Annotated in this window: 25 protein-coding genes and 2 pseudogenes; 9 read left to right on the top strand and 18 right to left on the bottom strand. The window is 31.5% G+C overall.

Annotated features, from left to right (window positions below; all coding sequences use genetic code 11):
* Positions 1–466 precede the first annotated feature (466 nt).
* The gene (locus ACAM25_RS05115; RefSeq protein ID WP_369611256.1) at positions 467–1,810 is read left to right on the top strand and encodes an MFS transporter; all 1,344 of its coding nucleotides are present in this window, start codon (positions 467–469) and stop codon (positions 1,808–1,810) included.
* A 35-nt stretch (positions 1,811–1,845) separates the two neighbouring features.
* Here ACAM25_RS05115 and ACAM25_RS05110 read toward each other — a convergent pair whose 3' ends face one another.
* From ACAM25_RS05110 to ACAM25_RS05095, 4 genes are read right to left on the bottom strand one after another with little or no spacing between them, the layout of a single operon-like run.
* Positions 1,846–2,184 (bottom strand): hypothetical protein, encoded by a 339-nt coding sequence (locus tag ACAM25_RS05110; protein WP_369611255.1) that lies wholly within the window; start codon positions 2,182–2,184, stop codon positions 1,846–1,848.
* 1 nt (position 2,185) lies between these two features.
* Positions 2,186–2,953, bottom strand: a complete 768-nt coding sequence (locus ACAM25_RS05105; RefSeq protein ID WP_369611254.1) for a plastocyanin/azurin family copper-binding protein — start codon at positions 2,951–2,953, stop codon at positions 2,186–2,188.
* Between the two features lie 31 nt (positions 2,954–2,984).
* The gene (locus ACAM25_RS05100; RefSeq protein ID WP_369611607.1) at positions 2,985–3,926 is read right to left on the bottom strand and encodes an Ldh family oxidoreductase; all 942 of its coding nucleotides are present in this window, start codon (positions 3,924–3,926) and stop codon (positions 2,985–2,987) included.
* On the bottom strand, positions 3,920–4,186 hold the full coding sequence (locus ACAM25_RS05095) for a hypothetical protein (RefSeq protein ID WP_369611253.1): 267 nt from the start codon (positions 4,184–4,186) through the stop codon (positions 3,920–3,922). Before ACAM25_RS05095 ends, ACAM25_RS05100 begins: the two co-directional genes overlap by 7 nt.
* A gap of 129 nt (positions 4,187–4,315) precedes the next feature.
* Between ACAM25_RS05095 and ACAM25_RS05090 the strand changes: the two genes are divergently transcribed.
* Positions 4,316–5,272: a zinc-ribbon domain-containing protein gene (locus ACAM25_RS05090; protein ID WP_369611252.1), complete on the top strand. Its 957-nt coding sequence runs from the start codon at positions 4,316–4,318 to the stop codon at positions 5,270–5,272.
* A gap of 1 nt (position 5,273) precedes the next feature.
* Here the strand turns inward: ACAM25_RS05090 and ACAM25_RS05085 are convergent, their stop codons facing one another.
* Together ACAM25_RS05085 and ACAM25_RS05080 are read right to left on the bottom strand one after the other, a co-directional pair.
* Positions 5,274–5,729, bottom strand: coding sequence for a hypothetical protein (locus ACAM25_RS05085; protein ID WP_369611251.1), 456 nt, complete (start codon positions 5,727–5,729; stop codon positions 5,274–5,276).
* A gap of 46 nt (positions 5,730–5,775) precedes the next feature.
* Positions 5,776–6,126, bottom strand: a complete 351-nt coding sequence (locus ACAM25_RS05080) for an ArsR/SmtB family transcription factor (RefSeq protein ID WP_369611250.1) — start codon at positions 6,124–6,126, stop codon at positions 5,776–5,778.
* Positions 6,127–6,224: 98 nt separating this feature from the next.
* On the opposite strand from ACAM25_RS05080, the gene ACAM25_RS05075 reads away from it, so the two are divergent.
* Complete coding sequence (locus tag ACAM25_RS05075; RefSeq protein WP_369611249.1) at positions 6,225–6,389, top strand: TRASH domain-containing protein; 165 nt, start codon at positions 6,225–6,227, stop codon at positions 6,387–6,389.
* 10 nt (positions 6,390–6,399) lie between these two features.
* Positions 6,400–7,758, top strand: a complete 1,359-nt coding sequence (gene merA, locus ACAM25_RS05070) for a mercury(II) reductase (protein ID WP_369611248.1) — start codon at positions 6,400–6,402, stop codon at positions 7,756–7,758.
* On the opposite strand, the gene ACAM25_RS05065 is transcribed toward merA, so the two are convergent.
* The 3 genes from ACAM25_RS05065 to ACAM25_RS05055 are packed head-to-tail and all read right to left on the bottom strand — an operon-like array spanning position 7,755 to position 11,755.
* A complete protein-coding gene (locus ACAM25_RS05065) occupies positions 7,755–9,344 on the bottom strand; it encodes a serine protease (protein WP_369611247.1) in 1,590 nt (529 codons plus the stop codon). The genes merA and ACAM25_RS05065 overlap by 4 nt on opposite strands.
* Before the next feature lie 55 nt (positions 9,345–9,399).
* Positions 9,400–10,434 carry a hypothetical protein gene (locus tag ACAM25_RS05060; RefSeq protein WP_369611246.1) on the bottom strand — a complete coding sequence of 345 codons (1,035 nt, stop codon included), beginning with the start codon at positions 10,432–10,434 and terminating at the stop codon, positions 9,400–9,402.
* Between the two features lie 19 nt (positions 10,435–10,453).
* Positions 10,454–11,755 (bottom strand): phytoene desaturase family protein, encoded by a 1,302-nt coding sequence (locus ACAM25_RS05055; RefSeq protein ID WP_369611245.1) that lies wholly within the window; start codon positions 11,753–11,755, stop codon positions 10,454–10,456.
* A gap of 77 nt (positions 11,756–11,832) precedes the next feature.
* On the opposite strand from ACAM25_RS05055, the gene ACAM25_RS05050 reads away from it, so the two are divergent.
* A complete protein-coding gene (locus ACAM25_RS05050) occupies positions 11,833–12,249 on the top strand; it encodes a hypothetical protein (protein ID WP_369611244.1) in 417 nt (138 codons plus the stop codon).
* Here ACAM25_RS05050 and ACAM25_RS05045 read toward each other — a convergent pair.
* From ACAM25_RS05045 to ACAM25_RS05030, 4 genes and pseudogenes are all read right to left on the bottom strand, one after another.
* Positions 12,246–13,571, bottom strand: coding sequence for an MFS transporter (locus tag ACAM25_RS05045; protein WP_369611243.1), 1,326 nt, complete (start codon positions 13,569–13,571; stop codon positions 12,246–12,248). The two genes, ACAM25_RS05050 and ACAM25_RS05045, sit on opposite strands and share 4 nt — an antisense overlap.
* A 93-nt stretch (positions 13,572–13,664) precedes the next feature.
* Positions 13,665–14,282 carry a hypothetical protein gene (locus ACAM25_RS05040; protein WP_369611242.1) on the bottom strand — a complete coding sequence of 206 codons (618 nt, stop codon included), beginning with the start codon at positions 14,280–14,282 and terminating at the stop codon, positions 13,665–13,667.
* An 18-nt stretch (positions 14,283–14,300) separates the two neighbouring features.
* Complete coding sequence (locus ACAM25_RS05035; protein ID WP_369611241.1) at positions 14,301–15,410, bottom strand: cytochrome P450; 1,110 nt, start codon at positions 15,408–15,410, stop codon at positions 14,301–14,303.
* Between the two features lie 174 nt (positions 15,411–15,584).
* A pseudogene (locus ACAM25_RS05030) lies at positions 15,585–16,736 on the bottom strand (RNA-guided endonuclease TnpB family protein).
* Positions 16,737–16,807: 71 nt separating this feature from the next.
* Here ACAM25_RS05030 and ACAM25_RS05025 point away from each other — a divergent pair.
* From ACAM25_RS05025 to ACAM25_RS05015, 3 genes and pseudogenes are all read left to right on the top strand, one after another.
* Positions 16,808–17,338 (top strand): annotated as a pseudogene (locus tag ACAM25_RS05025) (DUF1028 domain-containing protein); the annotation flags it as partial.
* Positions 17,312–17,569, top strand: coding sequence for a putative peptidoglycan binding domain-containing protein (locus tag ACAM25_RS05020; RefSeq protein ID WP_369611606.1), 258 nt, complete (start codon positions 17,312–17,314; stop codon positions 17,567–17,569). The pseudogene ACAM25_RS05025 and the gene ACAM25_RS05020, both read left to right, overlap by 27 nt.
* Before the next feature lie 20 nt (positions 17,570–17,589).
* Positions 17,590–18,897 (top strand): M20/M25/M40 family metallo-hydrolase, encoded by a 1,308-nt coding sequence (locus ACAM25_RS05015; protein WP_369611240.1) that lies wholly within the window; start codon positions 17,590–17,592, stop codon positions 18,895–18,897.
* Between the two features lie 18 nt (positions 18,898–18,915).
* On the opposite strand, the gene ACAM25_RS05010 is transcribed toward ACAM25_RS05015, so the two are convergent.
* The 5 genes from ACAM25_RS05010 to ACAM25_RS04990 all read right to left on the bottom strand — a co-directional run bounded on the left by ACAM25_RS05010 (position 18,916) and on the right by ACAM25_RS04990 (position 24,234).
* Complete coding sequence (locus ACAM25_RS05010) at positions 18,916–20,505, bottom strand: PQQ-binding-like beta-propeller repeat protein (protein WP_369611239.1); 1,590 nt, start codon at positions 20,503–20,505, stop codon at positions 18,916–18,918.
* Positions 20,506–20,561: 56 nt separating this feature from the next.
* Complete coding sequence (locus ACAM25_RS05005; RefSeq protein WP_369611238.1) at positions 20,562–22,451, bottom strand: protein kinase; 1,890 nt, start codon at positions 22,449–22,451, stop codon at positions 20,562–20,564.
* 79 nt (positions 22,452–22,530) lie between these two features.
* On the bottom strand, positions 22,531–23,142 hold the full coding sequence (locus tag ACAM25_RS05000) for a hypothetical protein (RefSeq protein WP_369611237.1): 612 nt from the start codon (positions 23,140–23,142) through the stop codon (positions 22,531–22,533).
* A 479-nt stretch (positions 23,143–23,621) separates the two neighbouring features.
* A complete protein-coding gene (locus tag ACAM25_RS04995; protein WP_369611236.1) occupies positions 23,622–24,002 on the bottom strand; it encodes a type II toxin-antitoxin system VapC family toxin in 381 nt (126 codons plus the stop codon).
* A 25-nt stretch (positions 24,003–24,027) separates the two neighbouring features.
* On the bottom strand, positions 24,028–24,234 hold the full coding sequence (locus tag ACAM25_RS04990) for a VapB-type antitoxin (protein ID WP_369611235.1): 207 nt from the start codon (positions 24,232–24,234) through the stop codon (positions 24,028–24,030).
* Positions 24,235–24,325: 91 nt separating this feature from the next.
* Between ACAM25_RS04990 and ACAM25_RS04985 the strand changes: the two genes are divergently transcribed.
* Complete coding sequence (locus ACAM25_RS04985; RefSeq protein ID WP_369611234.1) at positions 24,326–26,029, top strand: glycoside hydrolase family 15 protein; 1,704 nt, start codon at positions 24,326–24,328, stop codon at positions 26,027–26,029.
* Positions 26,030–26,057: the final 28 nt, after the last annotated feature.

The raw sequence follows: 26,057 nt of genomic DNA, 5'->3' as shown, positions 1-26,057 counted from the left end.
AGTTTTAATTCGAATTTCCCATTCAATAATTTCTGAATTGATACTACTTTATATGATATATATGAGTATTGGAATGAAACTTATAATGGGTAATTTTATCCATTATAATAGTAGCATAAAACCAAAAATTTTAAACGTTATTAAGTGGTCTCTTATAAATTCCATACTAAATATGAATGTAATTTATCCCATAATTATCTCTTATTTTAGTAATTTATTCTTTATATTATATTTTATATCAAATTTATTAACAAGAGAATTAATTTTTTGCATTAGCAAGAATATACCACTAAATTTATCTAGGTATAACTTAGATTATTTAGAAATATTAATTTTACTAATTTTAAGCGTTTTTATCTTAGTTTTAACGTTCTGTCATTAATATTCTCTTCTACTAGAGGAAATTTAAAAATAATATCATAGTTCCTTAAAAAAAGTTTTTGTCTATCCTTAATAATTTAAAAGTGTGGAACCACAAAAATTTACAATTGATAGTGGTAAAGCAATTGTATCTCAATTTGTAGGTTTTTTACTCGATTCATATGATTTAACCATGATACTTTCAATAGCACCAGTATTAGCTAAAGTGTTATTACCACCACAATCTTCTTTATTAGCTACCTTTTCCATTATTCTTTCATACTCTTTAACAATAATCTTTAGGCCATTAGGTTCAGCCATATTTGGAAATTTAGGTGATAAAATAGGTAGAAGGGCTGATTTAATAATAACGGTTTTAGGTTTAGGAATAGCTAGTGCATTAACTTCTGTTTTACCAACTTACGCACAAGTAGGAATTCTTTCATTTATTCTTTTCGTATTGATTAGAATAGTGGTAGGAATATTTGCTGGAGGAGAATACGCAGCTGGCCACCCATTTGCAATGGAATGGACTCCTTATAAATGGAGAGGATTAATAAGTGGAATTGTACAAGGAGGGTTCTCATTTGGCGCTGCTTTAGCTGCAGTAGTGGAAGGAATATTTATTTCAGCGTATGGTTTACACAACGTGGAAGTTTTCGCATGGAGATATATTTTCTTAACTGCACTAGCACCGGCTGTAATAGCTCTAGCTATAAGGTTGTCAATGAGAGAGACACCAGTATTTGAAGATGTGAAAAATAAGAAATTAATTAGAAAAACTCCCCTAATAGATTTATTCAAAAAACCGTATAGGAAAGACTTCCTTCAAGTAATGTTATACATGACAGGCATGTTCTTCTTTGCATATTCATTATTTGCTTTTGTTCCTACAATCTTAGAACACTCCCCTTCAGTATTTCCAATTGGCGAAGCAGACACAATATACTCTTATGGTACATATGCTGCTTTTGCTGGTGCAGTAATGTTTGGAGCTTTATCACAATATTTTGGAAGAAGAAAATTAACCATAATTTGGGCTATTATAACGTTCATAGTGTCAATTCCAATGTATTATTTATTAATGTCTTCAGCAGAAGTAGGTAATTATATTTTAGCGTCAATAGCGTCGATTCTAGTTGGTATAATAACTCAAGGCCCATGGGGTATAATACCTATATACCTTTCAGAAAGATTTAAGGCATCTATGAGAGCTTCAGGTGTAGGGTTTGGTTATTCATCTGGAATATTCTTAGGAGGTTGGTTTAGTATATATGTTCCATTAATGCACGAATATCTGTTTAAATCCATAGATACTCCTACTAACGTATGGTTCTCTACTGCAGTATTATTAATGATTGGTGCAGTATTAGTGGGAATAGGGCAATATATAGGACCAGAGACTTTAGGAACAAAATTGGTTGAAGAAACTGAGATAAAACAAGGATAACCTAATTTTATATTAAAATAGTTATTAACAAAAAATCAAGTCTTTTTGTATGTAAGAGCCATTATACCAGCAATTAAGAGAAGTATAAAAGGAATTATTCCAAAAAACATAGCAGTTAAGGAAAATATTGAAGCTATAATTAATAGTACGCCAGCAATTGTTCTATCAGAAATTAAAGAACCTATAATACCAAGAATAAAAGCTAAAATAGGTAAGAATAAGAAAAAGAACCCTCCATAAAACATTCCAAATCCCATCATTCCTCCATAGTACCCCATCATACTATAATGATAATAGAAAAATGAAATGGGAATAATTAGAACTATTATTAATAGTAAAGAACCAATTAATCCTAAAATTTGATAGGTCTCCATTTTATCTCACTATTATTTCTCCATACATTCCCATTTCTGCGTGTCCAGGATATTCGCATAAATAATAATAAGTTCCAGTTTGGCTAAAAGTTGTGGTAAAACTGAATGTGTATGCTTGTCCAGAATTATAATTAGCTGGTGGTAACATAGGAGCCATTCCTAAAATATTCATTTTAATATACATCATAACGTAATAAGGATAAGGTGGAGGAACCGGAGTAATTGCAATATTATGATAATCTCCGGCATCCAAATTAATTAGTATTATATGTACAACTGCTCCTTGTGGTATTATGATCGTAGGATTAATTAAACCGTAAATTACGAAGACATTATCTTGAGCATGAGCAAAGGAAGGCGGAACATAATCAGTTAAGTTTATAGCTCTTCCATGGCCCATTGATAATACTACTAGTGTAATGTCCGTTGAATTAAAAACTAGCGTATCATTTTCAGGAAAAACTTTGACATAATTTGGAACATTTTTCATCATAGATATCGCTTCATTTATTGGTATTGTTTGTTCATACATTACAGTATATCCTCCATAATATCCCATCATATGATACATTCCTCCTTGACCCATCATACCACTTCCCATCATTCCTCCTCCACCGTAGTAACCATAATATTCTAACTGCTGGTTATAGTAGTTTACCGCTTCTTGTTGATACTCCCTAGGCAAATAAACATTGAAATATGCATATGATACTATTCCTGCCACTAGTATTGCTAAGACTATAATTAATATGATAAAAATTCTTTTCATAACATTAGTAAATCCTTTCATAAATATAAACTTAGCGAAAATACGGAACTTTTCTATTAAGTTCTTCTAATTGTCTATATAAAATATCATCTATATCTAGATATTCCCTTGTACTCATTTTTTCACTATGCCAGCCTGGTAAGTCTGTGAAACCTTTGAATATTTCAACTCCGTGAGTATCTGAAGCTAAAGGATCTAGTGTAATTAAAACTTCTCCTTTATTAGGAGGATTTTCAGTATTTAGTACTCCTCTAACCTCTGGTCCCACAGCAGAACCAGTTAAGAATGAAGTTAAAAGTTCTAAAGTTAACATAAGGAAGAAGCCTTTCATACCGCCTATAGGAAGAATTCCACCTTTTAATGCTTCGTTAGGATCAGTAGTTATTTCTCCTTTTTCGTTTACAGCGACACCATATGGTATTTTTTCTCCTTTCCTTAACGCCTCGATTATCTTACCTCTAGCAGTTGACGCTAATGCCATATCTAAGACTATTGGAGGATTTGTTGGTATTGAAATGCTTAGAGGTGTTGTTGAAAGTATTTTCTTGCTTGTGCCTGGCATGACTACTGCTGGTTCGGCATTACCAAACATAATTCCAATTCTTCCTTTTCTAGCAACTTTCCTAGTATAATATCCTAAAAAGCCAATGTGAGAGGCATTTTTTACTGCTATTACATTAGCAATGAACTCATCTATTAGTTTGTCCCAAAGTACAATGCCTATGCTATGTTTAGCATCAATAAGTATTTGATTATCTCTCCTTATTAGAACCTCGTAATCTAGCTTACTCTTAATAGTTCCTAGTTCCACTCCTTTTATGAGTGGGATTATTCTTTGAATTCCATGAGAAGAGTGCCCTCTTAGTTCTGCTTCAATAAAGTGATTTGTTATAATTTCTTTTCCTTCTATGTTTCTTTTCTCTAAGATCTCAAGTAGTAAATCTCTTAAATCAGTTACTTTTATTTTCATAATTTGTTTTTCTCCTCATCAACCTTTAATATATCATTTATAATATTTTCTATTTCGCTTATGTTTGAGTATTTCTTTTTTATTTCCTCAATTCCAATTTTATGCTCAGTCAAGTATTTGATTAAAACATCACTAGTTATGCTAGTTAACAAATCTATATCAATATTATACTTATTTTTAAGTATTTTAATTGCTTCATCTACTGTACAAGTTTTTTCTGAATTTGCATTTAATTTATTTGTGTTCTTAAATTTCCATTCCATAATATTACATCCTGTTAGTTATTTTTAAGATTATATGGCAATAAAAATATTCTTTGTGTTCTTTAAATGAAATCTGAGTAAAAAAGAATTAACAAAATATATAAGTAAGCGTAATGATAATAGTAATTAATGGCTTACAATCCTTATGGATATGGTGGAGGATACCCTCCACAAGGGGGATATCCACAACCTTATGGAGGTCCACCTTCTAATAATCCAATGGCAATGTTCATGTGCGAACAAAGTATGGGTTTAGGTGGGCAGCAACAGATGGTACCATTGCAGTATCCAGTAAATCTTCAGTACGTAGTCCAGCAAGTTCAAATGTACTTGATGGGGCAAGGTTTTAACGTTTTCCCTTTCGTAGGTCAAAATATGGCAGTTATTCAAGCTCAACATAATAGTCTTTTAGGTATGTTAACCGATAAGAATGTAAGTTATACTATAAGGATATGTGAAGGTAATATGGGAGGCCAATGGGTGGCAGTTATTGAAACTGGAATTGCAAATTTAATGCAAGATTTATTAACCTTGGGTGCTGCTGCTGGAGGCACTGTTTTAGTAGGTGACGATATTTTACACAGTAAGTTAGCTGAACTTTTAGGAGGAGGAGTAACTGCTTACGATGCATATAATTTATATAAAGATTACGCTAATGAGCAACAATTAATTAATATAGCTATGATGGCGTTAATGAGTGCACCTCCTTTATATCAACCTGGCATGTATCCTCAACAGCCCGGAATGTATCCTCAACAACCTGGCATGTATCCACAACCTTATCCCTCCCAGCCTGCTCCATATCCACCACAATCTTCTACTTATCCACAGCAACAACCTATAACTCAACAGTATTCACCACAGACAACTCCGCAACAAATATCTACTCAGCAACAAGCTATAAAGAAAATAAAGTGTTGGAAATGTGGTGAAGAAGTTGATAGCAATGCCAAATTCTGTCCAAATTGTGGAGCTCCTTTAACTCCAATAAAGTGTCCAAAATGCGGTTATGTAAACTCTGCTGGAGCAAAATTCTGCTCGAATTGTGGATATAATTTACAGCAAGCACAAGCTCAACAAAGTTAATTTATAAATAAGCTTCTCTTAAATATTCTAAATATGTATTTGTAAAGTTACCTTGTATTTGGTAATGTCTAACTACTTTTGTATTTATACTACTTATTATAGTAACTTTTATTTCTAAGGTCATGTTAACATAAGTTTCATTAGATATTAAATTCGCTATATTATTAGGGATATTAAAACTTATATTTTTACTTATATGCGTACTATAAATATAGAATGAATTAGATATATTATAAGTGAAATTCAAGATTTTTATTCCAGTGATATTTATAAGGTAATAACAATCAAAAGGCTTTTTCACGTTTACAACTAATGTAAAACATACTAAGTCATAATAGAACTTCTCGTTAGTTAACTTTACTGAAATACCAACTATGTAAGGGTAAAAATAACTTAAGGAGATTAGAGATAATAAAACTAAGATAAGTAATATTGGAATAACAATAAGTTTTTCCATAAGTATATTGAAGACTAGAATGCTTATAAAATTCTTCAAAAGAAAATTACTTCTGCTCACTTACTTTAATTCCTTTTTCTTCAGCTAGCACTTCACAACCTAAGATTGACTGACTATGTTCTTTAACAATATTTATTGCAATAGTTATTAACTTTCTAACATTTTCATCATATATAGAATAATAGGAATATTTTCCATCTTTCCTAACTTTTACTACTCCACAATTTCTCAAACAAGATAAGTGATGTGAAATTAATGACTGAGATTTTCTTAGCTGTTTAGTTATTTCGTCTACTGTCATCTCTCCTTTATCCATTAATAGTAACGTTATGCTTAGTCTTGTTCTATCTGATAGTGCTGAAAAGAACATTTCCAATTCAGTTAATAATGCTTCCACGATTTAAATATGGAAATTTCTTTTAAATATCTTTCTATGAACAAATGTTCATATGAAAAATTTAAATAGGAAAAAAGAATAAGAAAATATGACCAAAAATGAAATTAAGAATGAATTTAACAGAGTTAAGGTGTGAATATTGTGGAGCAGAACTCACAGAGGATAATATATATGTTAGAGTAATAGATGGAAAGGAACATCATTTCTGTTGTTCTCACTGTGCAGATGCATATGAAAGAAAAGGACATTCTGCTTGTTACTAAGTGAGTAAAAATGAAATTAGTTATAATAGGTAATGGAGCAGCAGCTTTTTCTTCTCTCATAAGAGCTAATGAATTAGGAGTAAAGCCTATAATGATAGGTTATGGTACTATTGGAGGTACTTGTGTCAATGTTGGATGCGTCCCTTCAAAAAGACTATTGAGAATAGGAGAATTATATTACTACACTACTAAAACTTTAGGAAAGCAAGTTTTTCCAGATTTTGAAGAAGCTTTTAAGGATAAAGAGGAAATTGTAAATTCTCTAAAGAGAGAAAAATATGAAGACGTGTTATCTTCTTATGACGTTGAATATATTGAGGGTAAAGCTTATTTTATTTCTCCTAAAGCTGTGAAAGTTAACAGTAGAGTAATAGAAGGAGATAAATTTATTGTTGCAACTGGCTCTTCTCCTTACATACCAGATATTAAAGGTTTGAAAGAAAACGGATATTGGACTAATGTAGAAGCTTTATCTCCGAATAGGAAAGTAAGTTCATTAGCCATTATAGGTGGTAGGGCTCAAGCTTTAGAGTTTGCACAAATGTATAAGAGATTGGGAGTAGATGTAATAATTTTACAAAGAAGCAAAAGAATATTACCGGATTGGGAGCCAGAAATATCTTTAGCTGTAACTAGATATCTTGAAAATGAAGGAATTTACATTGCAACAGATATACAGATAAAAGAAATAAAGAAAAGTAATGAAGGAAAACTAATAATAACTGATAAGGGAGAAGTTGAAGTAGATGAGATACTTTTAGCAACTGGTAGAAAACCTAATGTTGATCTTAACTTAGAAGTTGCTGGAGTTAAATTAAATGATAAGGGCGGAATTTTAGTGAATGAGGAACTACAAACTACAAATTCTAATGTATATGCAGCTGGTGACGTAATAGGTGATTTAATGCTTGAAGCTTTAGCCGGAAAAGAAGGGGCAATAGCAACTGAAAATGCAATTTTAGGATCGCATAAAAAGATTGATAAATTAAGTATTCCTCAAGCTATATTTATTGAACCCAATGTGGCTAGAGTTGGATTTACTTATCAAGAGGCTTTGTCACAGAAAATTAACGTCGACTCAAGAACTGTAAAGATGAAAAATGTTTCTAAAGCTAGAATATTGAGAGAAGAAGAAGGATTAATCAAAATGAACATAGAAAAAGAAACTAAGAAAATCTTAGGAGTTCAAATGTTTGGAAAATATGCTGCTGAAGTTATTAATGAAGCCGCTTTAGCAATAAAAATGAGAGCTACAATTGATGATATAATTGATACAGTTCACGTTTTTCCTACAATGAGTGAAAGCTTAAAAATAGTAAGTATGGCTTTCTATAGAAATGTGGAAAAAATAAGTTGTTGTGTAGATTAAATATACCAATTTAATTCCTCTGTATTCATAACAAATCTATCAAATGGCATAGAATAATATAATAGATTTAAATTGTGTGTCTGTAAACCATACTCCATCATTAAGTATCCTACAACTGATGGTCCATCATAATATGCAGCAGCGTCTTCAAGTATTTGTGTTTCATTAGCCATATAAGAATAAATGGAATTTAATACTAATTGTTCATCAGTAGAATTTAACTGTTTTAAGAAATAATTCCTAAACTGTATTGCTAGTTGTGCATAGTAATTTGCAAAGAATCCAAAATCATATATTACGTTAGGATTTCTATAAACTTGTAGTAATAATGTAATGTTTCCATAGTGAGAGTTGGTAACTGAATCTAGATATTCAGCAGCATATAAATCTACTAAGAACTCATTATATAACCCTTGGTAAAAGCCATAAGGACTTATTGAAGGACCAGCGTTAATGGAAATGCTTAATGCAGCCCAAGCATTTGCCAATATTTTTTCAGATATATTACCTTGACTTAAGTAAGCTGCCTCAGACGCAGTTTCTATTTTCCATAAGTTAGTTAAATTACTTGCATCCTGAATAGCAAGTTGTATTTCAGACTGTAAGTTATAGCTTGGTTGATATAATATTTCAATTGCTGATACAGCAGGATTAGGTAAGAAGTAAAATGCTGTATAATTTCCTTCTTCTGCTAACTTTTCAGCTTCACTCCAATATTGGCTAGCCATTTGTTTTGCAGTGGTATTTGTGCTTTCGTTGTATAGTTCCTCATAAACTTTAGCTAAGTAATAGTAACCAACAGAAAAGTTAATTGGAAAATCTATGTAACCTTTGGGTTGAGGTAAACTAGTTCCAGTAACTATTTGATATATTTGTGGTATTGATGAAACTGTATAAAGGACTTCATTATGTTCTTTAGCAAATTGTAAGGCCATTTGATAGTTTTGTCCTTCAGCTAAAGCCATCATTTGTGGAACAACTAGATAGTAAATTCCTCCTTGATATAACTGTACAATTCTTTGATATACTACACCAGTAGAATACATATAACCTTCAAGACCTACATCGCCTAAGAAGTAAAGGGATTTATCTAATGAAGATTGTTGATTTAACATTGAAGCTAAATACATTACTGTAGCTGAGTCAGTTTTTACCGCTCCGGGAACATTAATGCATGATGGAGAATTAATGTAAAGATAGTAATTGTAAACTGTTAATGGTTGGTAAGCAAGCATTGATGCTACTACAGCAGCCCCTTTGGCTCCAGCTAGATATCCATTTCCAGAAAGGTAAGGATTACCAATAAAAACTAAACCTTCACCTGGAGTAACATAGGCATATTGTGAAGCAATTGTGTGATCTGGGAAGACTGGATTTATTAAATAGTCTTCACCATTTCCTAAGTTAGCTGGATCTACTAGTGGTGAAATTACTTGTTGAGATGTAATAGTTTGTGTTACTGTAGAGGTTGTAGTGACTGTAGCTATCTGAGTACCATGACTTTTTTGTAAGGCTATTAAATATCCACTTATACCTGAAATTATTATTAAAATTGCTATTATAGAAACTAAAATTATTTTATTCATTTTTATCATTTTTTAGTAGTTTGTTAAACTTATATACTTTTACCCAAATCAATAATTAAATTGAAAGTTTTCTGTAATATAAAATCAAAGCTATAATCACACTTAACGTAATTGCTATTACAGACTCGTAAAATAGATAGCTTTTTGTTATAGTAATAATACTGTATTCTCCATAAATAAATAACACTAAAGAAATAGTCGTGAGTACTCTAACAAATGCAGAGGAAAAATATTTATATAAAGAGAGGAAAGATACAAATAGACTTAGATAGAGTAATGAAACTGATGGAAATATCAAAGAATTATAGAATAGAGAATAATTGATATTTCCTATTCCTATTATTGGTAATGATAATAACACAAGAACTCTGTATAACCTAATCTTATTAATCGAAAATAAAAGATTTCTTATCATTGTAAATTCTGCTAATATTAATCCGAAATTACCTATTGCCGAAGCATAAACTCCTATTAAATCTGGTGATAAGAAAGAACCATATAATAATGCTATTCCATAAATGAGAACGGCATATATAATATATGGTGAATATTTCTTTTCTCCTTTTATAAAAGTAGATAAGGTTATACATACAACGAGAAGAGAGGAGGAAAGAATGTTAGTAAATAACTCTGGTATTGGCGGTGTATAGCCTAACTGTAATTTCCAACCAAGTGGTATTGCTAAAATAATTTGAGAGAACGCAATCGCAGGAAAAGCATAATAAGGATTCGTAATTAAAGCTAAGATTACTAAAATGCCAACAAATAAAGAAATTATTGTTGCTTGTATGTTATCTAAATTAAGAACGTAATATGGGATGTATATTGCTGTATATACTACATAAAGGTAATAACTAATAAGCCAACTTATTAAGAAAATGAAACCCAGAAGAGGGTGAGTATCTTTAGCGTAACCATAAAGTCCTTGATAATCCCACTTCACGTTCACTAGAAGATAAGTTAAATAAGCTATTATAAGACCTAAAAGAAATGAGGGAAGTGCAATATAAATTGAAAGGTGAGTTGTGGCAATAATTCCGGGAGCAACTGTTGATAAAATTATTGAAAAGATCAAAATTTCATTTTTCATGTGAAAAAGTCTTCAAAGTTTAAATTAACTTTTTCCCCAAATCTTCCAATATTTTCATTGCTGTATTTCTTCCAGGGATACCGGTAACTTGTCCTCCAGGATAAGTACCAGAGCCGGTTATGTAAAGGTTCTTTATTGGTGTGGAATATCCCCATCCTTTTACTGGTCTGCTATCAAACATGAAATCTGGAGTCATAGGCATATGATTCATATCTCCATATGGAGCTAAGTATTCTTTCTCTAATTTGTCAGAAGTAAGTAAATCGATATAAATTACATTTTCATCTTTAATTTTAAAGAACTCTTTAATTTCTTCAATATCTCCTCCCATGCTTGTTATCACATGTGCACCTAAAGTCTCATCAACACCAGACGGAATTGTGATTTCTCCTATTGGTAACGTGAAAAGAACATCTAAATGGTTTTTAATGTAATCTGGTAATGTTGGTGGATTCTTTAGTAGTATAGTCCATCTTTTCCATGCTGGCCTAAAATTAGGGTGATATACATTTAAGAGCCCATTAGTTAGTCTGTTTAATAATACTGGGCTTCCTGCATGAAGAACTACTTTACTTTCAATACTCTTTCCAGAGCTAGTAATTACACCTTTTGCTTCCTCTTCTTTAATTATTATCTCTTTAACTTCTGTGTTATACATTATGTCAACTCCTAGTCTCTTAGCATTTTCAGCTAATATTTGTCCTACAGTTCCCATACCACCTCTGACAATTTTCCAATCTAAACTAAAGTAATATGCCATTATGTAAGCTGGTAAGCTGAACATAAATGCGTATGCTATAGCTTCATGAAATTTACTATCTAAATATTCACTAAGGACTTTTTTAGTAGGTTCTAAAAATATTTCTAGTTCAGTACCTTCTACTAGTTTCTCAAAGTCGTCATATGAAGGTGGTTTTGGAAGAAATAGAAGTTTCTCTTCTACCAATTTCTTTAGTTTAAAAATTAACCTATCAAGTTCAACATACTTATTCTGACCATGTTTTTTAAATTCCTCATACCTTTTTTCATTATCTCTCCAGAGATAAAGCACTTCATTATCATCAGTTACATAAATGTCAGCAATTTCTGAATCAAATGTTGGAAAATGAATTCCTAGCTCTTCTTCGATCCTTTTAGGCATTAATCCTAAAACGTAAGATGCTCTACTGTATTTTATACCTTTATACTCAGCTGTATCAGCCATACCTCCTGGCCTGTTTCTAGCTTCAATAACAAGTACCTTAAGACCTTTACTAACTAAATAGTTTGCTGAGACTAAGCCATTATGTCCAGCACCTATTATAATAACATCGTATTTCATAATGAAATTGCTTTGTTTTGTGTTAAATATAGTTATGCTTACAAAACAATTTAAGGATGAAATGAGAGTTTAGTATTATGCCTTTTCCGTTAATATCAATTGATATAGTATTAGAGGACTTAAAAGAAGAGTTAAAAAAGAGATGGAAAGATATACCGAATGCTACTGTAAAGTTAGTTGAGTATTTACCACCTACTGTTCTGGCTTATGTAAAAGCTAATGACACAACAATCTATGTCAATGCACAGCAATATTTAAAGGCTAAAAATGCTGGTCATGAGTATGAATACCTATTTGTAATACTTCTTCATGAATATCTTCATTTACTAGGAATTGCTGACGAAAGAGAAGTTAGAAGGATAGATCTTGAGATCGTCGAAGAAAAATTTGGTGAAGGAAGTTATGCACATAGGTTAGCATTAGAGTTAGCAGACCCCAGAGATATTTACCTTAAAGAATCTCAAAAAACGCTTAGACCTCATACGTATATCTAACTTTGATGTCTAATTAAGTCTAATTTTTCTAAACTTACATAATTTACATCAACTCCTTTATAAAACCATAGTATTGTTGCTATTCCTCCTATTGCCCAAAGTGCAGTATTATAAACTAAGTATAATAACAAGTTATTCGAAAGATAGGTGCCAAGTGTATAGACAGATACTGCATAAGCAATAACTGGAGCTAATCTAATTAAACCAATCATAAAGGCTCTTGAATTACTTGGCATTAATGTTGGTTCGTAAATTGTTCTTGTAGCCCAGCCAAATTCGCTAAATAGCATATTAATGAGAAGTAAAATGTAAAATGCTACTATGTTAAAATTAAATGTTAGCAAGATTATTGGTATCATACTTAATGTACCACCTAGAAATGAGAATAATGCAAAGATTCTAGTCTTGAATTTCTTAATAATAAATCCAGCTATTACCCCAGCTATGCTTGCACCTAAGTTTGCTATAAACACTATAAAGTCTACTGTTGAGCCAGTAAAGTAAAAGTCGGCTACTACAAAAGCCATTAACCCATAAGTTAGATATTGAGATATACCAATAATTGCAAGAAATGCGTATCTAAATCCTAAACTTAAATTTCTGTTTATCTCATTTTCTCTTATTTCTAATATTTCTTTTGCAATTTTTTCAGCTTCTTTTTCTGCTCTAGTAATATAGCCTTTAGTTGTTAACCATCTCACAGATTCGGGTAATAACAGTCTAATTATTATCGCAGTTATTATTCCTATTATAGCTACTGCTGAAAGAGAAATAAGTTCTATTGCATATGAATTTGATAAATTGTAAGTAATGTATCCAATGAGGGAAGCAATCATTGCGCCAATATTGTCAAAATTAGGTGCAAGAACTAACATTTGATCTCTATACTCTAACGGCATCATCTCAGCAGTGTAAGATAACATAACTGGCACTTCTCCTTCAACTCCTAATACACCTAAAATTATACCAATAACTAGTAAAGCAAGATAAGGCATGTTAGCCATATTATTACTATTAAAACCAGCTAAAACAGCTGAAAGCACTATGAATAATGTACCTATAGAGTATAAGCTCATAGTAATGAAAAAAGTAGTTTTCCTTCCTAATCTTTTATCTGAAAAGAAAGGTAATACTAAATTTCCAGCTATTGTAGCAAATGTTGGAGTTAAAAGGAAAAGTACGTTATTGATTGATGGATATACCAAGGGAGCAATAGAAGCTATTACTCCCCACATAAAAAAACCTACAGCCAATGATGCAAACATTAGTGTATGTATGTAAGTCCATTTTGATTTATCTATTAACTCATTTATCTTATTCATCAATAATCATGTATATTAGTAACTTATAAATCTACTTATATCAAATTTCAGTGGTAAAACGAAATTAATATAAATCGTAAAAAATAATATATTTTATTGATTTATTTTGTAACATCTTTCATCTCTATTTCTTATTAAAATATCACAATCTTTATATCCTAACCATATCTTTATTTCTCCTTCTTTTTCAGTAACTAAAGTAAATGCTGGGTCTTCACAGTTTTCTTTTATCCATAAAGCATATCTACCATCAAGACTATCTAAGTGAGAAGTGAATCTAATTACTTTTAAATCTTCAAGGATGTTAACGAGGAATAAAAATCTTGAAACCCATCTTTTAAGTTCATTAATAGTTTTCATCCTTATCTCGTTATCATTAATACCTAGGTACTTGTAGTAAAAAAGCTTAGGATTAACTATAGCTTCAAGTACACTATTGTTCTCCAAGAAGTAAACTTTTGCATTATACTTTTGTAGAAAGGATCTAAAAGCAGAGAGCTTATTTAATTCTTCTTCTACAACTAAAGCTTCAAGCAAATCGAATTTTAAGTTTAAGCATTGAACTTCAATTTCATTACAATGTTCACCTTTACACTTAGATATAAGTAATTGAAGATCCTTAGTATACTCAAATATGTAATATTCTTCATTCTTTTTTGGCTTGTCGCATGGAAATAGATAATTCCCTTTAATACAGTAAATAAACCTCATTATTAAAAAATATGCTTACTAGTATTTATTAACGCGTATTATCAATTTTTTATAACCATTAAGTACTTCATTATCTATTTTTTCCTTCTCTACTATTTCCTTAACTTTAAATTTCTTAGAAAATTCCTCTAGTGCTATTCTAGCCTCTAATCTTGCTAATGGGGCACCTAAACAAAGATGTATACCAGACCCAAAGCTAAGATGAGGATTAGGAGTTCTATCTGGTTCAAAAGCATCTGGATTATTAAACACTTCTTCATCTCTATTAGCTGAGGCTATCCATACTCTAACAAGTTCATTACTATCAATAACTTCATTTCTAATCTTAACTTTCTCTTTGGTTAATCTTATGGTTCTCATTACTGGGGGAGAAAATCTTAATACTTCTTCTACTGCTTTTACTGCTCCTTTTTCTCTTACATAATTCCATGAGTCATAGATTGTAAGATCTTCGATCGCATTCCCAATTAAATTAGTTGTTGTTTCATTTCCAGCAATCATTAAAAGAATAAAATATCCTTCTTTCTCAATATCTGATAAATTGGAGTTTGCTATTCTTGAAGTTAAATCTTTTATCTTATTCCCTTCTCTGCTTTTAATTTCTCTTCTTGCATAAGTTATTAGTTCAAGATATTTTCTTCCAATAGAAAAAATCTCATTAGGTTTACCAAGTCTCAAAGCCACTAAATCTGACCAATCTTTAATCTTTTTATAATCCGCTTCAATCCCTAGAATTTTAGAAATAACTATTATAGGTAAAGGTATTGCTAAGTTTTGCATTACATCAAACTCTTCACCTACTTCAGAAAGTAATTTTGTGACAGTTTCCCTTATCAATCCTTCATATATAGATAAGTTAGATGGAGTAAAAACGTCAGAAGCGATACTTCTTAACTCATCATGAAGTGGAGGATCAGAAGTTAACATAGTATATCTAGTTGGTATATCAAATAATAATCTATTAGATCTAAGTTGCTCAACCTTATCATTATAGCCAGTTAAATTAGAGGAAAATCTTTTGTGATCATTAAGAACTATTTTGCAATCACTATACTTAAATAAATTCCAAGCTTTACCATCATAGTAAACTGGGCTTTCTTTTCTCATCTCCTTAAACCAGTCATACATAATATTAGTTACAATTATATCCTAATAAATTTTAGATATATCTATTATACCTTTTTATATCAGAACTTATGAGGATATAATATGACGTATTCAATAGTCATTTATGATCCAAATGAGGAGGCTTGGGGAGTTGGTGTTGCTACTGACTTCCTCCGCCTAAGGCGGAGGTTCCCCTCATCGATTCGGGATTACATCTCTCATTTGGGAGGCAGTTGAGAGGGTCAGAGACCCCCTCCCATACAAGTTCATTACGGCTATATAATCACGATGATCCTCAAAACCACACTTTTAACACTTAAGCATACGATAACCAGATTCAATCATTTTTGATCCGCATTTGGGACAAGTAATAGATGAATACTTAGGATTAACATAAACCACATTAAGACCATGTTTCCTTGCCTCCCACTCAATCCAATATTGAATACGGTTATACTGCATCAAGTATAATTTGTCTCTATAGTCTCTCTTTAACTCCTTGACATGAGAAATCATTCTGTTTAGTCTCTCAAGTACTACATAGTTGGCACTAAATTTAATAGCCTCATCAATAACCCACTTACCAACTTTCCTAGCAAAGTCTGTGAGAATATTACTTGCCTTTATGTGAAAGTGTCTTATCCTATTCAAAATCCTCTTGTTCTCCTTCCATCTTTTAGGGTATTTCCTCTGTAATCCCTCAGCTAATTTCTTGTAGTGGTATGCGTCATCTAGCCTAGTTGGTATCTTGATTACTTGCTTATCATTGCCTAAAGTAATAAAATCCATGTTAATATCAACAGCTATAAGACCTTTGACTTCCCTTTCTATTTTCATCTTCTTTTCCATTTTCACATGTAGATACCACTCATCAGCCCTCTTAACAAGCCTAGCTTCTTTAATCTCCCAATCCTTGTAGAAATCCAGGTTGTGAGGATATCCCACAATCTCAACTTCTTGACCAAGAATTTTTGCTTTCATGCTCTTGAGATCAATTGTGTAGCTTGCTTTTGGTGTTAACCATAAGGAGATGTTTTTCATTATTGGAAATCTTCCTCTTCTTGGGTTCTTTAACCATCCTTTGTATGTTGCTATAGCATCACGATAACAATCAATTGCAAGCTTTGATGGTAGGCCATATTCCTCTCTTAGTACCTTATATAATGCATTGTGTACTTCTTTACGAGAAGTTGTTTTATTCTCATACAACCAACGAAGGACATAACGTTTTGCCTTCATGTATTTTTCAGCTAATGGCTCCAGAGCTGAGGAGGAAATCTTCATTCTTACAGTCGCGATTTCCTCCTCGATAGAACTGTCCTCACGGACAGCTCGCTCTGGAGCCATAATGGATTTTAATTATGAGTATTATTTAAATATTGTGGGTATTCATCCCCGCCTAAAGGCTTTCTGCCCACATTTATTGTAAATTCTTAGCTGTTGGTGCTTTTGTTCCATGGTTAAAGCCTGGTGTAGGAGCAATTGCAACTCAAGCATTAGCAAATTTAGAGTATGGTAAAAAAGGGTTAGAGTTGTTAGAGAAATATTCAGCGAACGAAACTTTGCAAAAACTTCTTTCTCAAGATCCTTTAAGGAAAAAAGACAAATAGGAATAGTTGACTCGAAAGGACAAAGTATAGCTTTTTACTGGAAAAGATTGTTATCCTTATGCTGGACATATTATAGGAAACAACTTCACTGTTCAAGGAAATATACTCGCTGGTGAAGAAGTTATAGAAGCAATGGCTAAAGAGGCTGAGGGTAAGGGAAAAATATATGAGAAAATCCTTAGAGCATTAAAGGCTGGTGAGGAAAAAGGAGGAGATAGAAGAGGTAAGCAAAGTGCTTCAATAATTGTAGTAAAAAAAGAGCAGAAAAGCGAAAAGGAGTTTGATCCTCTTAATGTCGGAAAATACATTGATATAAGAGTTGATGACCATAAAGAACCGTTAAAGGAATTAGAGAGAATACTTAACTTATGGATAGCCACTTTTGTAGAAGAAGAAATGGTAAATGTGAAAGACTATGAGGATATAATTTCATCAGCGTTAGCTAAACTAGGTTATAAATCTTTAAAAGAGTGGATAGAAATAAATAATTTTGAAGGAAAATATACTGGAGATAGAATAGGTAAAAGCGTTCTAAACGTGTTAATTTCTCAAGCAGAAAGCTTGAAATAGGCAAACATCTTATTTTAATTATGTTTAATGAAGAAGAAAGGAAATATTTTCTTTCAAAATTAATTGATTTCCTAAAAATACCCTCAGTTTCAGCTACTGGAGAAGGAATAAGAGAAGCTTCAAGTTGGTTAAAAGAGTTTATGAAAGAATTAGGAATAAAAAGTGAGATTGTAGAAACTAATGGTCATCCGGTGATTTATGGTGAAATAAACAACGGTGGTAATAAAACGCTTTTAGTTTATAATCATTACGACGTACAACCAGTTGATCCTTTAAATGAGTGGAAATATCCACCATTTTCAGCAACTATAGATGGAGATTATATTTATGCAAGGGGTGCTTCAGACAATAAAGGTACATTAATGGCAAGACTTTTAGCTTTAACTAAATACAAGGGCAACCTTAACTTTAAGTTTGTAATAGAAGGGGAAGAAGAGATTGGAAGTATCCATTTACCAGAATTTGTCGAAAAGAATAAGGAGAAGCTTAATGCTGATGGAGTAATTATGGAAGGTGCTGGATTAGATTCGAAGGGTAGACCTATGATAGTTCTTGGAGTAAAAGGGCTGGTATACGTGGAAATAATAGTCAAGACTGGAGAAAGAGATGTTCATTCTTCTAATGCCCCAGTAATATATAATCCAGTTTGGGAGTTAATCAAAATACTTAATTCAATTTATGATGGTGAAAAAGTGAAATTAAGAGGATTTTATGATAATATAGAGAAACTCCCTTTAGAGACAGAGAGATTATTAGAAAGTTATGATCTTGATATAGAGACTTTTAAGAAATCATTAGGTGCTTATGAACTTAAGTATAAGGATAAAGAATCAGTAGTTTACTCACTTTTTACTGAACCAACTTGTAATATTGATGGTATTGTTGCAAGATATATTGGTGAAGGGAGCAAAACAATAGTACCATCTATAGCTAAAGTGAAAATAGATTTCAGACTTGTTCCTAATCAAGACCCTGTTAAAATATATAACTTATTAGTAGATCATTTAAATCATTTTAAGAACGTAAAGATTATCAATCATGGTTTAGAAAAACCAGTCAGAACTAGTCCAAACACAAAAATAGTTAAGGCTATGGTGAGTTCTGCTATAAAGGTTTACCAGACAGATCCAGTTATTTTACCAAACTCTGCTGGTACACAACCTATGGGTGTATTTTATGATTTAGGAATAAGGGAAATAGTAAGTGCAATAGGCGTTGGAACTCCCTCGTCAAATGCTCATGCTCCAAATGAGAACATAAAAATTGAAAACTTTTATAAAGCAATTCAACACTCCTTAGAATTTTATAAAGAATATGAAAAAGAATGAAGAAAAAAGAAAATAACTTTAAATTGCTGGATAAATTTCACTTAATGGAATAGCGATAACCCAGCCATATGAATTTGCTAGATACATTGTTCCTCCAGCAACAACAGGGTTTACAATGCCAAATCTACCACCGACGTAATACATAGTAATCACTTTCCCGGTGTGTGGGTTTAAGACATAAATATATTGTCCAGCAGCAACCCATAGCAAACCACGATAATATGTAGGGCTACCTCTAGGACCACCAGGATATGATGGCGGAATTTGTAAATCTGGTAATCTGGTCTCCCATAATATTGAACCATTTAGTAAGTTAACAGCTGCAACACTTCCTAATGATGGAATTCCTACGTAGACAGTATTTCCTATTATTAATGGAATACCTCCTTTAAATGCTGGTGGCGTATATCCTCTCCCTAGATTAGTAGCCCATAATACTTTCCCATTTGTTGCGTTAACTGCTAATAACATAGTGTCAACTGTTCCGTTTGGCTCCGCATTAGCTACTGTACTTTGTACAACTATTCCGTATTGTTGCGACACGGCTGGTGGAACATCACCCATTCCAGTATTATAAGGTTGATTAGGAGTTGGCAAAGTTGCATTCCACACTTCCTTTCCATTATAACCATTAACGGCAATTAGTAATCCATAAGGTTTAGATAAAGATGTAAATCCTCCAACAAACAGTGGTGTTCCGTTTGGTAAGATGTAATAATTAACGCTACTCATACTTGCAAATAATCCAGCAAATCTATCCATCCAAATAACCTGTCCAGTTGTTGCATTTACTCCTACAAAACATCCAGCACCAGTAGTATAAGCTAAAATTCCATCATAAACTGCTGGTGCTGGCATTGCTTCTCCCATAGTAAATCTCATCCAAATTAGTCTACCGTCAGTAGCATTGAAGGCATAAATTGCTCCATACCCCATTCCTCTTACTATTTGGTCATATTGTCCTTTCTCGTAATGAACGAAATTAGCGAAATTAAAACCTACATCTCCTACTGTTACGTAAACTATTCCATTGTAAACTATTGGATTATTCATCGCATAACTTGCTAATCCAGTAGCATACCAGACTATTTTTCCAGTAACTGGGTTGATAGCAAAAATACTACCCGGAAGGCTATCCATTTCAACAAATAACAAATTGTCAGCTAATGTTACTCCTAAGGGCTGTCCGACCATTTGAGTTAACATTACTAGGGCTTTTTTAGCTCCCATAACGTTAGCTCCAGGTAATTGATTTATAGGAGTTGATAATGGAATTGAAACTCCGCCAGCAATTTGGGAAGCTGGAAGATCCCAATTAACTCCCTCTAAAATTGCTTTACAAGTTGTTTGGACTACAGCATTATGATCTTGTTGTGAATTCGTTACTGGCCAAACAGAAGGGAAACTCATATTTATATTAATGCTCATATTCCCAGGATAATAGACAACTTTTATCGTATAAGGAAAATATGTTCCATTATAACTAGTGTATGTGAAGATTTGAACAGTTGGAGTATCATCGAAAAATTGACCTCTTACTATGAATAAACTACTTACTATTATTATTATTGCTAGGAATATCCCTAAAATCAATTTTTTCCTTATCATCAATAAATTAAGAGGATAAGTAAAGATTAATATTTAACTAATTTATAAGCTAATTGTTAAATTACAATCAAATTAAGTCTATTGAAAAATTCATCGGAATTATTAATTTTTCCCTTAATGCAATCTTCAATTAATTGTTTCAGACTCTGAGGTGCATTAGGAGGAAAATCAATATTCCATGTAGATAAAAATTTCTTTGCCTCGTCCACTTTTAGGAGTGAGTTTCTAATGTTATTATTATTATAAAGATTTAACGCTTCATCTAATAAGGTAGATATGGGACTTGTTTTTCCAGTTAATAAGTAATATCCAATCATTCCTAAAGAAAATATGTCCATATCTATTGTGGCTCCTAAACCAAGGATGGCATTCTCTAGTTGTTTTGGTGAGCTATACTCTGGTGTTATTTGCGTTATTTTTCCTCCGATTTTAGAGGATGAACCTAAATCTCCTAATTTTATTATCTGTGGTTTTAAGAATAATATAGATAATATATTGCTAAGATTGTCTGGTAATTTTTCAGAGAAGAAAACATTCTGAGGTTTAATATCTAAATGAACATAACCAGAATTATGAATGTGTCTTAAGGCTAATGAAATTCTAGTTAAAATTATCTTAACTAATTCATACCATTCTCTATCAGTTTTATAAAATTTCATTAAATCTTTTAAAGTACCTCCTTCCATAAATTCCATCACAATGGATGGTGGATATTTTAAGTAAGTTTCACTATCCCCTCTCATAATACTACCAATCTGGTTTATATCAATAAATATACCATAAAGTTTTACTAAACCTTCATTATTGCTTAGCTCAATTAAATTATTTGATTCTTTAAATAAATCAATAAAATCACTTATAGCTTTAGTTTGTGATTTAGAAGGTTCTATTTTAAGTACTTTTATAGCGTAATATTTCCCTTCTTTTTCTCCTTTTAATACATAACTACCTCCCCCTTCTCCAACAACTTCGAGAACTCTATAACCGTAAATTTTCTCGTTAATCCAACTTTTAGGATCCCAATTAAATACATCAAGACTTTTTCTTAGCAGTTTTGGTTCATATTCAATTTCAACATATTGTCCCCTTAATGCTATTCCGGATTTTACTTTTGGTTCAAAAAGAAGGTCTCCGATAATTAAATCTTCAGCAATCCAGTTTACGCTCTGAGTTTCTGGAAGAACAATTATCTCTTTTCCTTTGTACTTTTTCCCATTAATCTTAATTAAAAAATCAGTAGGGATGTTTTTGCCTACAAATAATATAGTGCATTCTGGGTACTTTCTTAAATCAATAGTATAAGTAGTTGAAAACTTGACATTTATTATATCCCCACCTTTAGCTTCTCCGACATGGTTATCAGGAATGAAATACATATTTGCTTTTTGTATTGGGCAAATTATCCAAGTCCCTTTATCAGCTATTACTTCTACATGATTTTCTTTAACTTGAAAAGTTTTACTATTAAATGTTAGATACCAAGTTTCACCGTTAGGTAAACCATGTATGTTAAATGTAATAATATCATAATCAAGCCCTTTTAATGCCCTAATACATAAAAATCCTAAAAAAGCTGAGGTTGCTGAAAGTGGTAGTAAAAGATAATCATTTAGTGGTGTATTAGTTATCTTATAAGCTAAAAATACTAGGAGGACTGAGATATCAGTTATTCCTATAATCAAAACTCCTGCAAATAGGTTAGTAAGTGTAACTATTGATAAAAGTATGGATAGAGGATAAAAAGGAGTTGGAAATTCTAAAACACTTGATAAAAAAGACGTAACTAAAGCTATTTTAACATACTTTTTATCTATCGAGGAAAGAATCGTAAAAGGAACTGATATTAAGCCAAAAAGAGAGTTCTTAAAATTTAAACTAAAAATAAGAATTAGAATTATATTTGCAATAGAAGAATAAAAAAGCTTCTTATTTTTTATTTTTTGCATTGGCATCACACATCAGTGCCGGTGGTCGTCAATCACCATTCAGCATCCCAGCGCCAAATATTATTATTCTTAAAAATATTTAAGAATATGTGAACCAACCGACGTTCAAATCAAATAAAACGCCGTATCTTTTCCTTATTTGTTCCTCAACATTTTCTATATCTTTTTTGTTTCCTTTTATACTTAATGAAACAAGAACTCTGTTTTCCCTTACTGGAGTAATAGTGCAATGATTCTCTTCTAACATTGCCAAATATGTTGCCAATATCCACGTTTGTAAATGCACAAAATCGTTTCTACTATATTTTAAGAATTCATATTTGTGTAGTGTTTTCAAAGTTTTAATATGAATATCATACATTCTATTTTCATAATCATAATACTCTTCAAAAGGAAATTTACCAATTGCATTTTTTACATATTCCCAGTCACTTTCATCGTTCATGTACTCTTCTCGTTTATCTAATCCTAATCCATAAATAAGTAAAGCTAAAGATATCGTAGGGGCAAGAGAGCCATACTTCTTCTTGTATTCACTAGCTAATAACAATATTGTATCTTTATTAAACGAAAAATAGTCAGTTATTCTTATCCAATCTCCATCAATGTCATTAATTTTTTTATCTTTAATTAAGTCTCTAATTTCAATTCTTTCAACGTCTCTCTTTAGCAAACTTTTATTAATTTGCACACTTATATTTAGGATTTAATATATATATTCTTTTCCTTACACGTCTACATTAACTTACCTTGAAGAAATTCACAAATTACATTTACGTTACTATGTCTTACAACTTTATTTGTCTATGCTATATTTGTGAAATATAGAGGTAAAAAACTGTCAAAAAGTTCCAACTCCATCTTTTTCTCGTATTAGTTATATTAACAACGTTTAACGAAACATTTAAAAATAATTTTACATATTTTTATAGAGGTGATGCTCAATCGAAATTGATGTTATACTTGATAAATCTTCTATTGAGCTTGTAAAAAAATTAGGATTTGAAAAATACTTAATTATTCCATTAAATATAGTGGTCGATCCAGAGAAATTCATTAATTTTGTGTCGAGGGACAAGAATGAAATTTGTATAGTCGGAAACAAAGACTTAATAGAGAAAATAAAAGGAATTGCTATAGGAAAAAATAATGTAAAGCCTTACCTTATTATTAATGACCAGTTAAAAGATTCATTAGTTCTTTTCTATAAGTAATCCCAAGTTTGCTAGCTACTTTAGCTTGCCTATCCGATAAGGTTATTAATTCAGCATTGTATGATAAAGCTAAAGCTAAATATAAAGCATCATATATTGATATATTGTATTCATTTGATAGTATGAAAGCGTCTTTAAGATAATTAGATGAATCATAAATTTTCATTGACTTCATCAACTCATTTAGAGCGTCAAACAGAACTTTACTCTTTTCTTTATCTATAACTCTTTTTCTTCTTGCAGAGTATATAACGTTTAAAACTTCTAAATATGCAATATCTAGAGTTGTTCCATTAGGAATGTATTCGATAATTTTCTCCCAATTTTCACTTTTCATTATAACCGCAGAAATTACACTTGCATCAATTACTTTCTCTATTTCTCTTCACCTCCTTTAAGGCGAATCCATTAGTGGATAGCTCTATTGAACTTAAAATTTCTTTAGCTTTTTCGGCATGAGATTCTCTTTCTAACTCTTCAATTTTCTTTGATATGAAATCTTTAATTAGCTGATCCCAATTAACATTATATTTGCTCATTTTCTCTTTCATTTCTTTTGGCAGTTTCATGGAAATTACATTCTTGTACAATATTATGAATTTAATATAAGATAGTCTTAGTAATAACAAATCTTAAACGTTGGAGCTAATATTATAATTCATGAAACAATTAGGGTTTATATCAAATAACAAAACGTCTGCACTGATAGATAAAGGAAATATTGTTTGGCTACCATTACCACGATTTGATTCTCCCTCACTATTTACTAGACTCTTGGATGAAGAAGGAGGAGAGTTCTCTATATATTTAGAAGAAGAACCTAAAATGTCATATGTATATCCTAACGTACTTAAGACTGAAGCTCAAGGCGTAGAAATAATTGATATCATGCCTAAAGGAGAAAGTGGAATAATTAGATATATAAAGACAGAAAAACCACTAAAAGCCATAATAAAACCACTTTTTAATTATGGCTTATATAAGCCAATTATTGAAGAAAGAAAAAGAGGCTTTAGGTTTCTAAATCCTATCGATAACGATTGTTTAGCTTTGATTTCAGATAAGATAAAACGTACTGGATATTTTGAATGGGAAATTTTACCCGGAGAAATTTATATTTATCTCATTTACTCCTCCGACGAGAAATATGGTCCTTTTAACAAAGGTTCCTCTTTAATTTATGATTTGAAGCATAGTTTCAGAAGGTCATTTACTTATTGGAAAAATTTTTATGAAAAAAATAAAATTAAAAATAAGAAAGATATATTAGATGTAATTTATGAGACTTCTATATGGATTTTGCTAAGCTTAATTTATTCGCCAACAGGAGCTGTAATAGCTGCACCTACAACCTCTTTGCCAGAAGTTGAGGGTGGAGGTAGAAATTGGGATTATAGATATGCTTGGGTTAGAGACTCTTCAATAATAGCTGAAGCCTTACTAAAAGCTGGATACATAGTTGAAGCTAGGAGAATAATTAACTTTTTCTTTGGGTTAGTCAACTTTACATCTAAGCCATTTCTTCATCCTCTTTATACTATTGATGGGGATGATCCTCCTCCAGAGATTGAAATAAATTGGTTATCTGGGTATAAGAACTCAAAGCCAGTAAGGATTGGAAATGCCGCTGCAATGCAAATTCAATTAGATATTGAAGGCTTTTTCTTAGATGCTGTGTATCAATACTATTCACTAACTAAAGATAAAGTCTTCCTAGAAGAAAATTGGGAAGCAATAAAATATATCGCAGAATGGGAAGATAAAAATTGGAAATTAAAAGATGCTGGAATTTGGGAAGACAGGGGAAAGCCTAGACATTATATTCATTCTAAAGTTATGATGTGGGTTGCAATGGATAGGGCTGAAAAATTAGCAAAAGAAATAAACAAGGAAGTTAGCTGGGATAAGGAGGAATTGAAAAAGTGGATTTTAGAAAATGGTGTAAAAGATGGACATTTCGTTCAGCATACTGAAACTATGGAAGTTGATGCTAGCTTATTAACCTTACCACTTTACGGATTTATTTCAGAAAAAGATCGGATATTTCTAAATACGTTGAAGAAGATACAAGAAGATCTAGTAGTTAAAGAAATATACGTGAAAAGATATAAGTCCGATTCGCTAGGGGAGGCGAAACATCCATTTGCTTTAACAACATTATGGCTAGCTAGGGTTTATACGAAGCTCGGCATAGACTCAAGAAAAATAATTGAAAATGTCTTTAAACCTTCACTTTATATAGCTGGAGAGCATATAGACATAGAAAGAAATGAATATACAGGGAATTATCCACAAGCTTTTGTCCATGCGCAAGGAATATTAGCTATTAAAGAAATTAAATCTTTAGATAGAGAATATCCTTAATTCTTTTTAACTTAAGGAATAAATAATA

The organism is Sulfurisphaera javensis (assembly GCF_041154675.1).
Taxonomy (GTDB): Archaea; Thermoproteota; Thermoprotei_A; order Sulfolobales; family Sulfolobaceae; genus Sulfurisphaera; species Sulfurisphaera javensis.
Note: the sequence above shows the minus strand (reverse complement) of the source record. Positions and strands in the feature narration are given on the sequence as shown.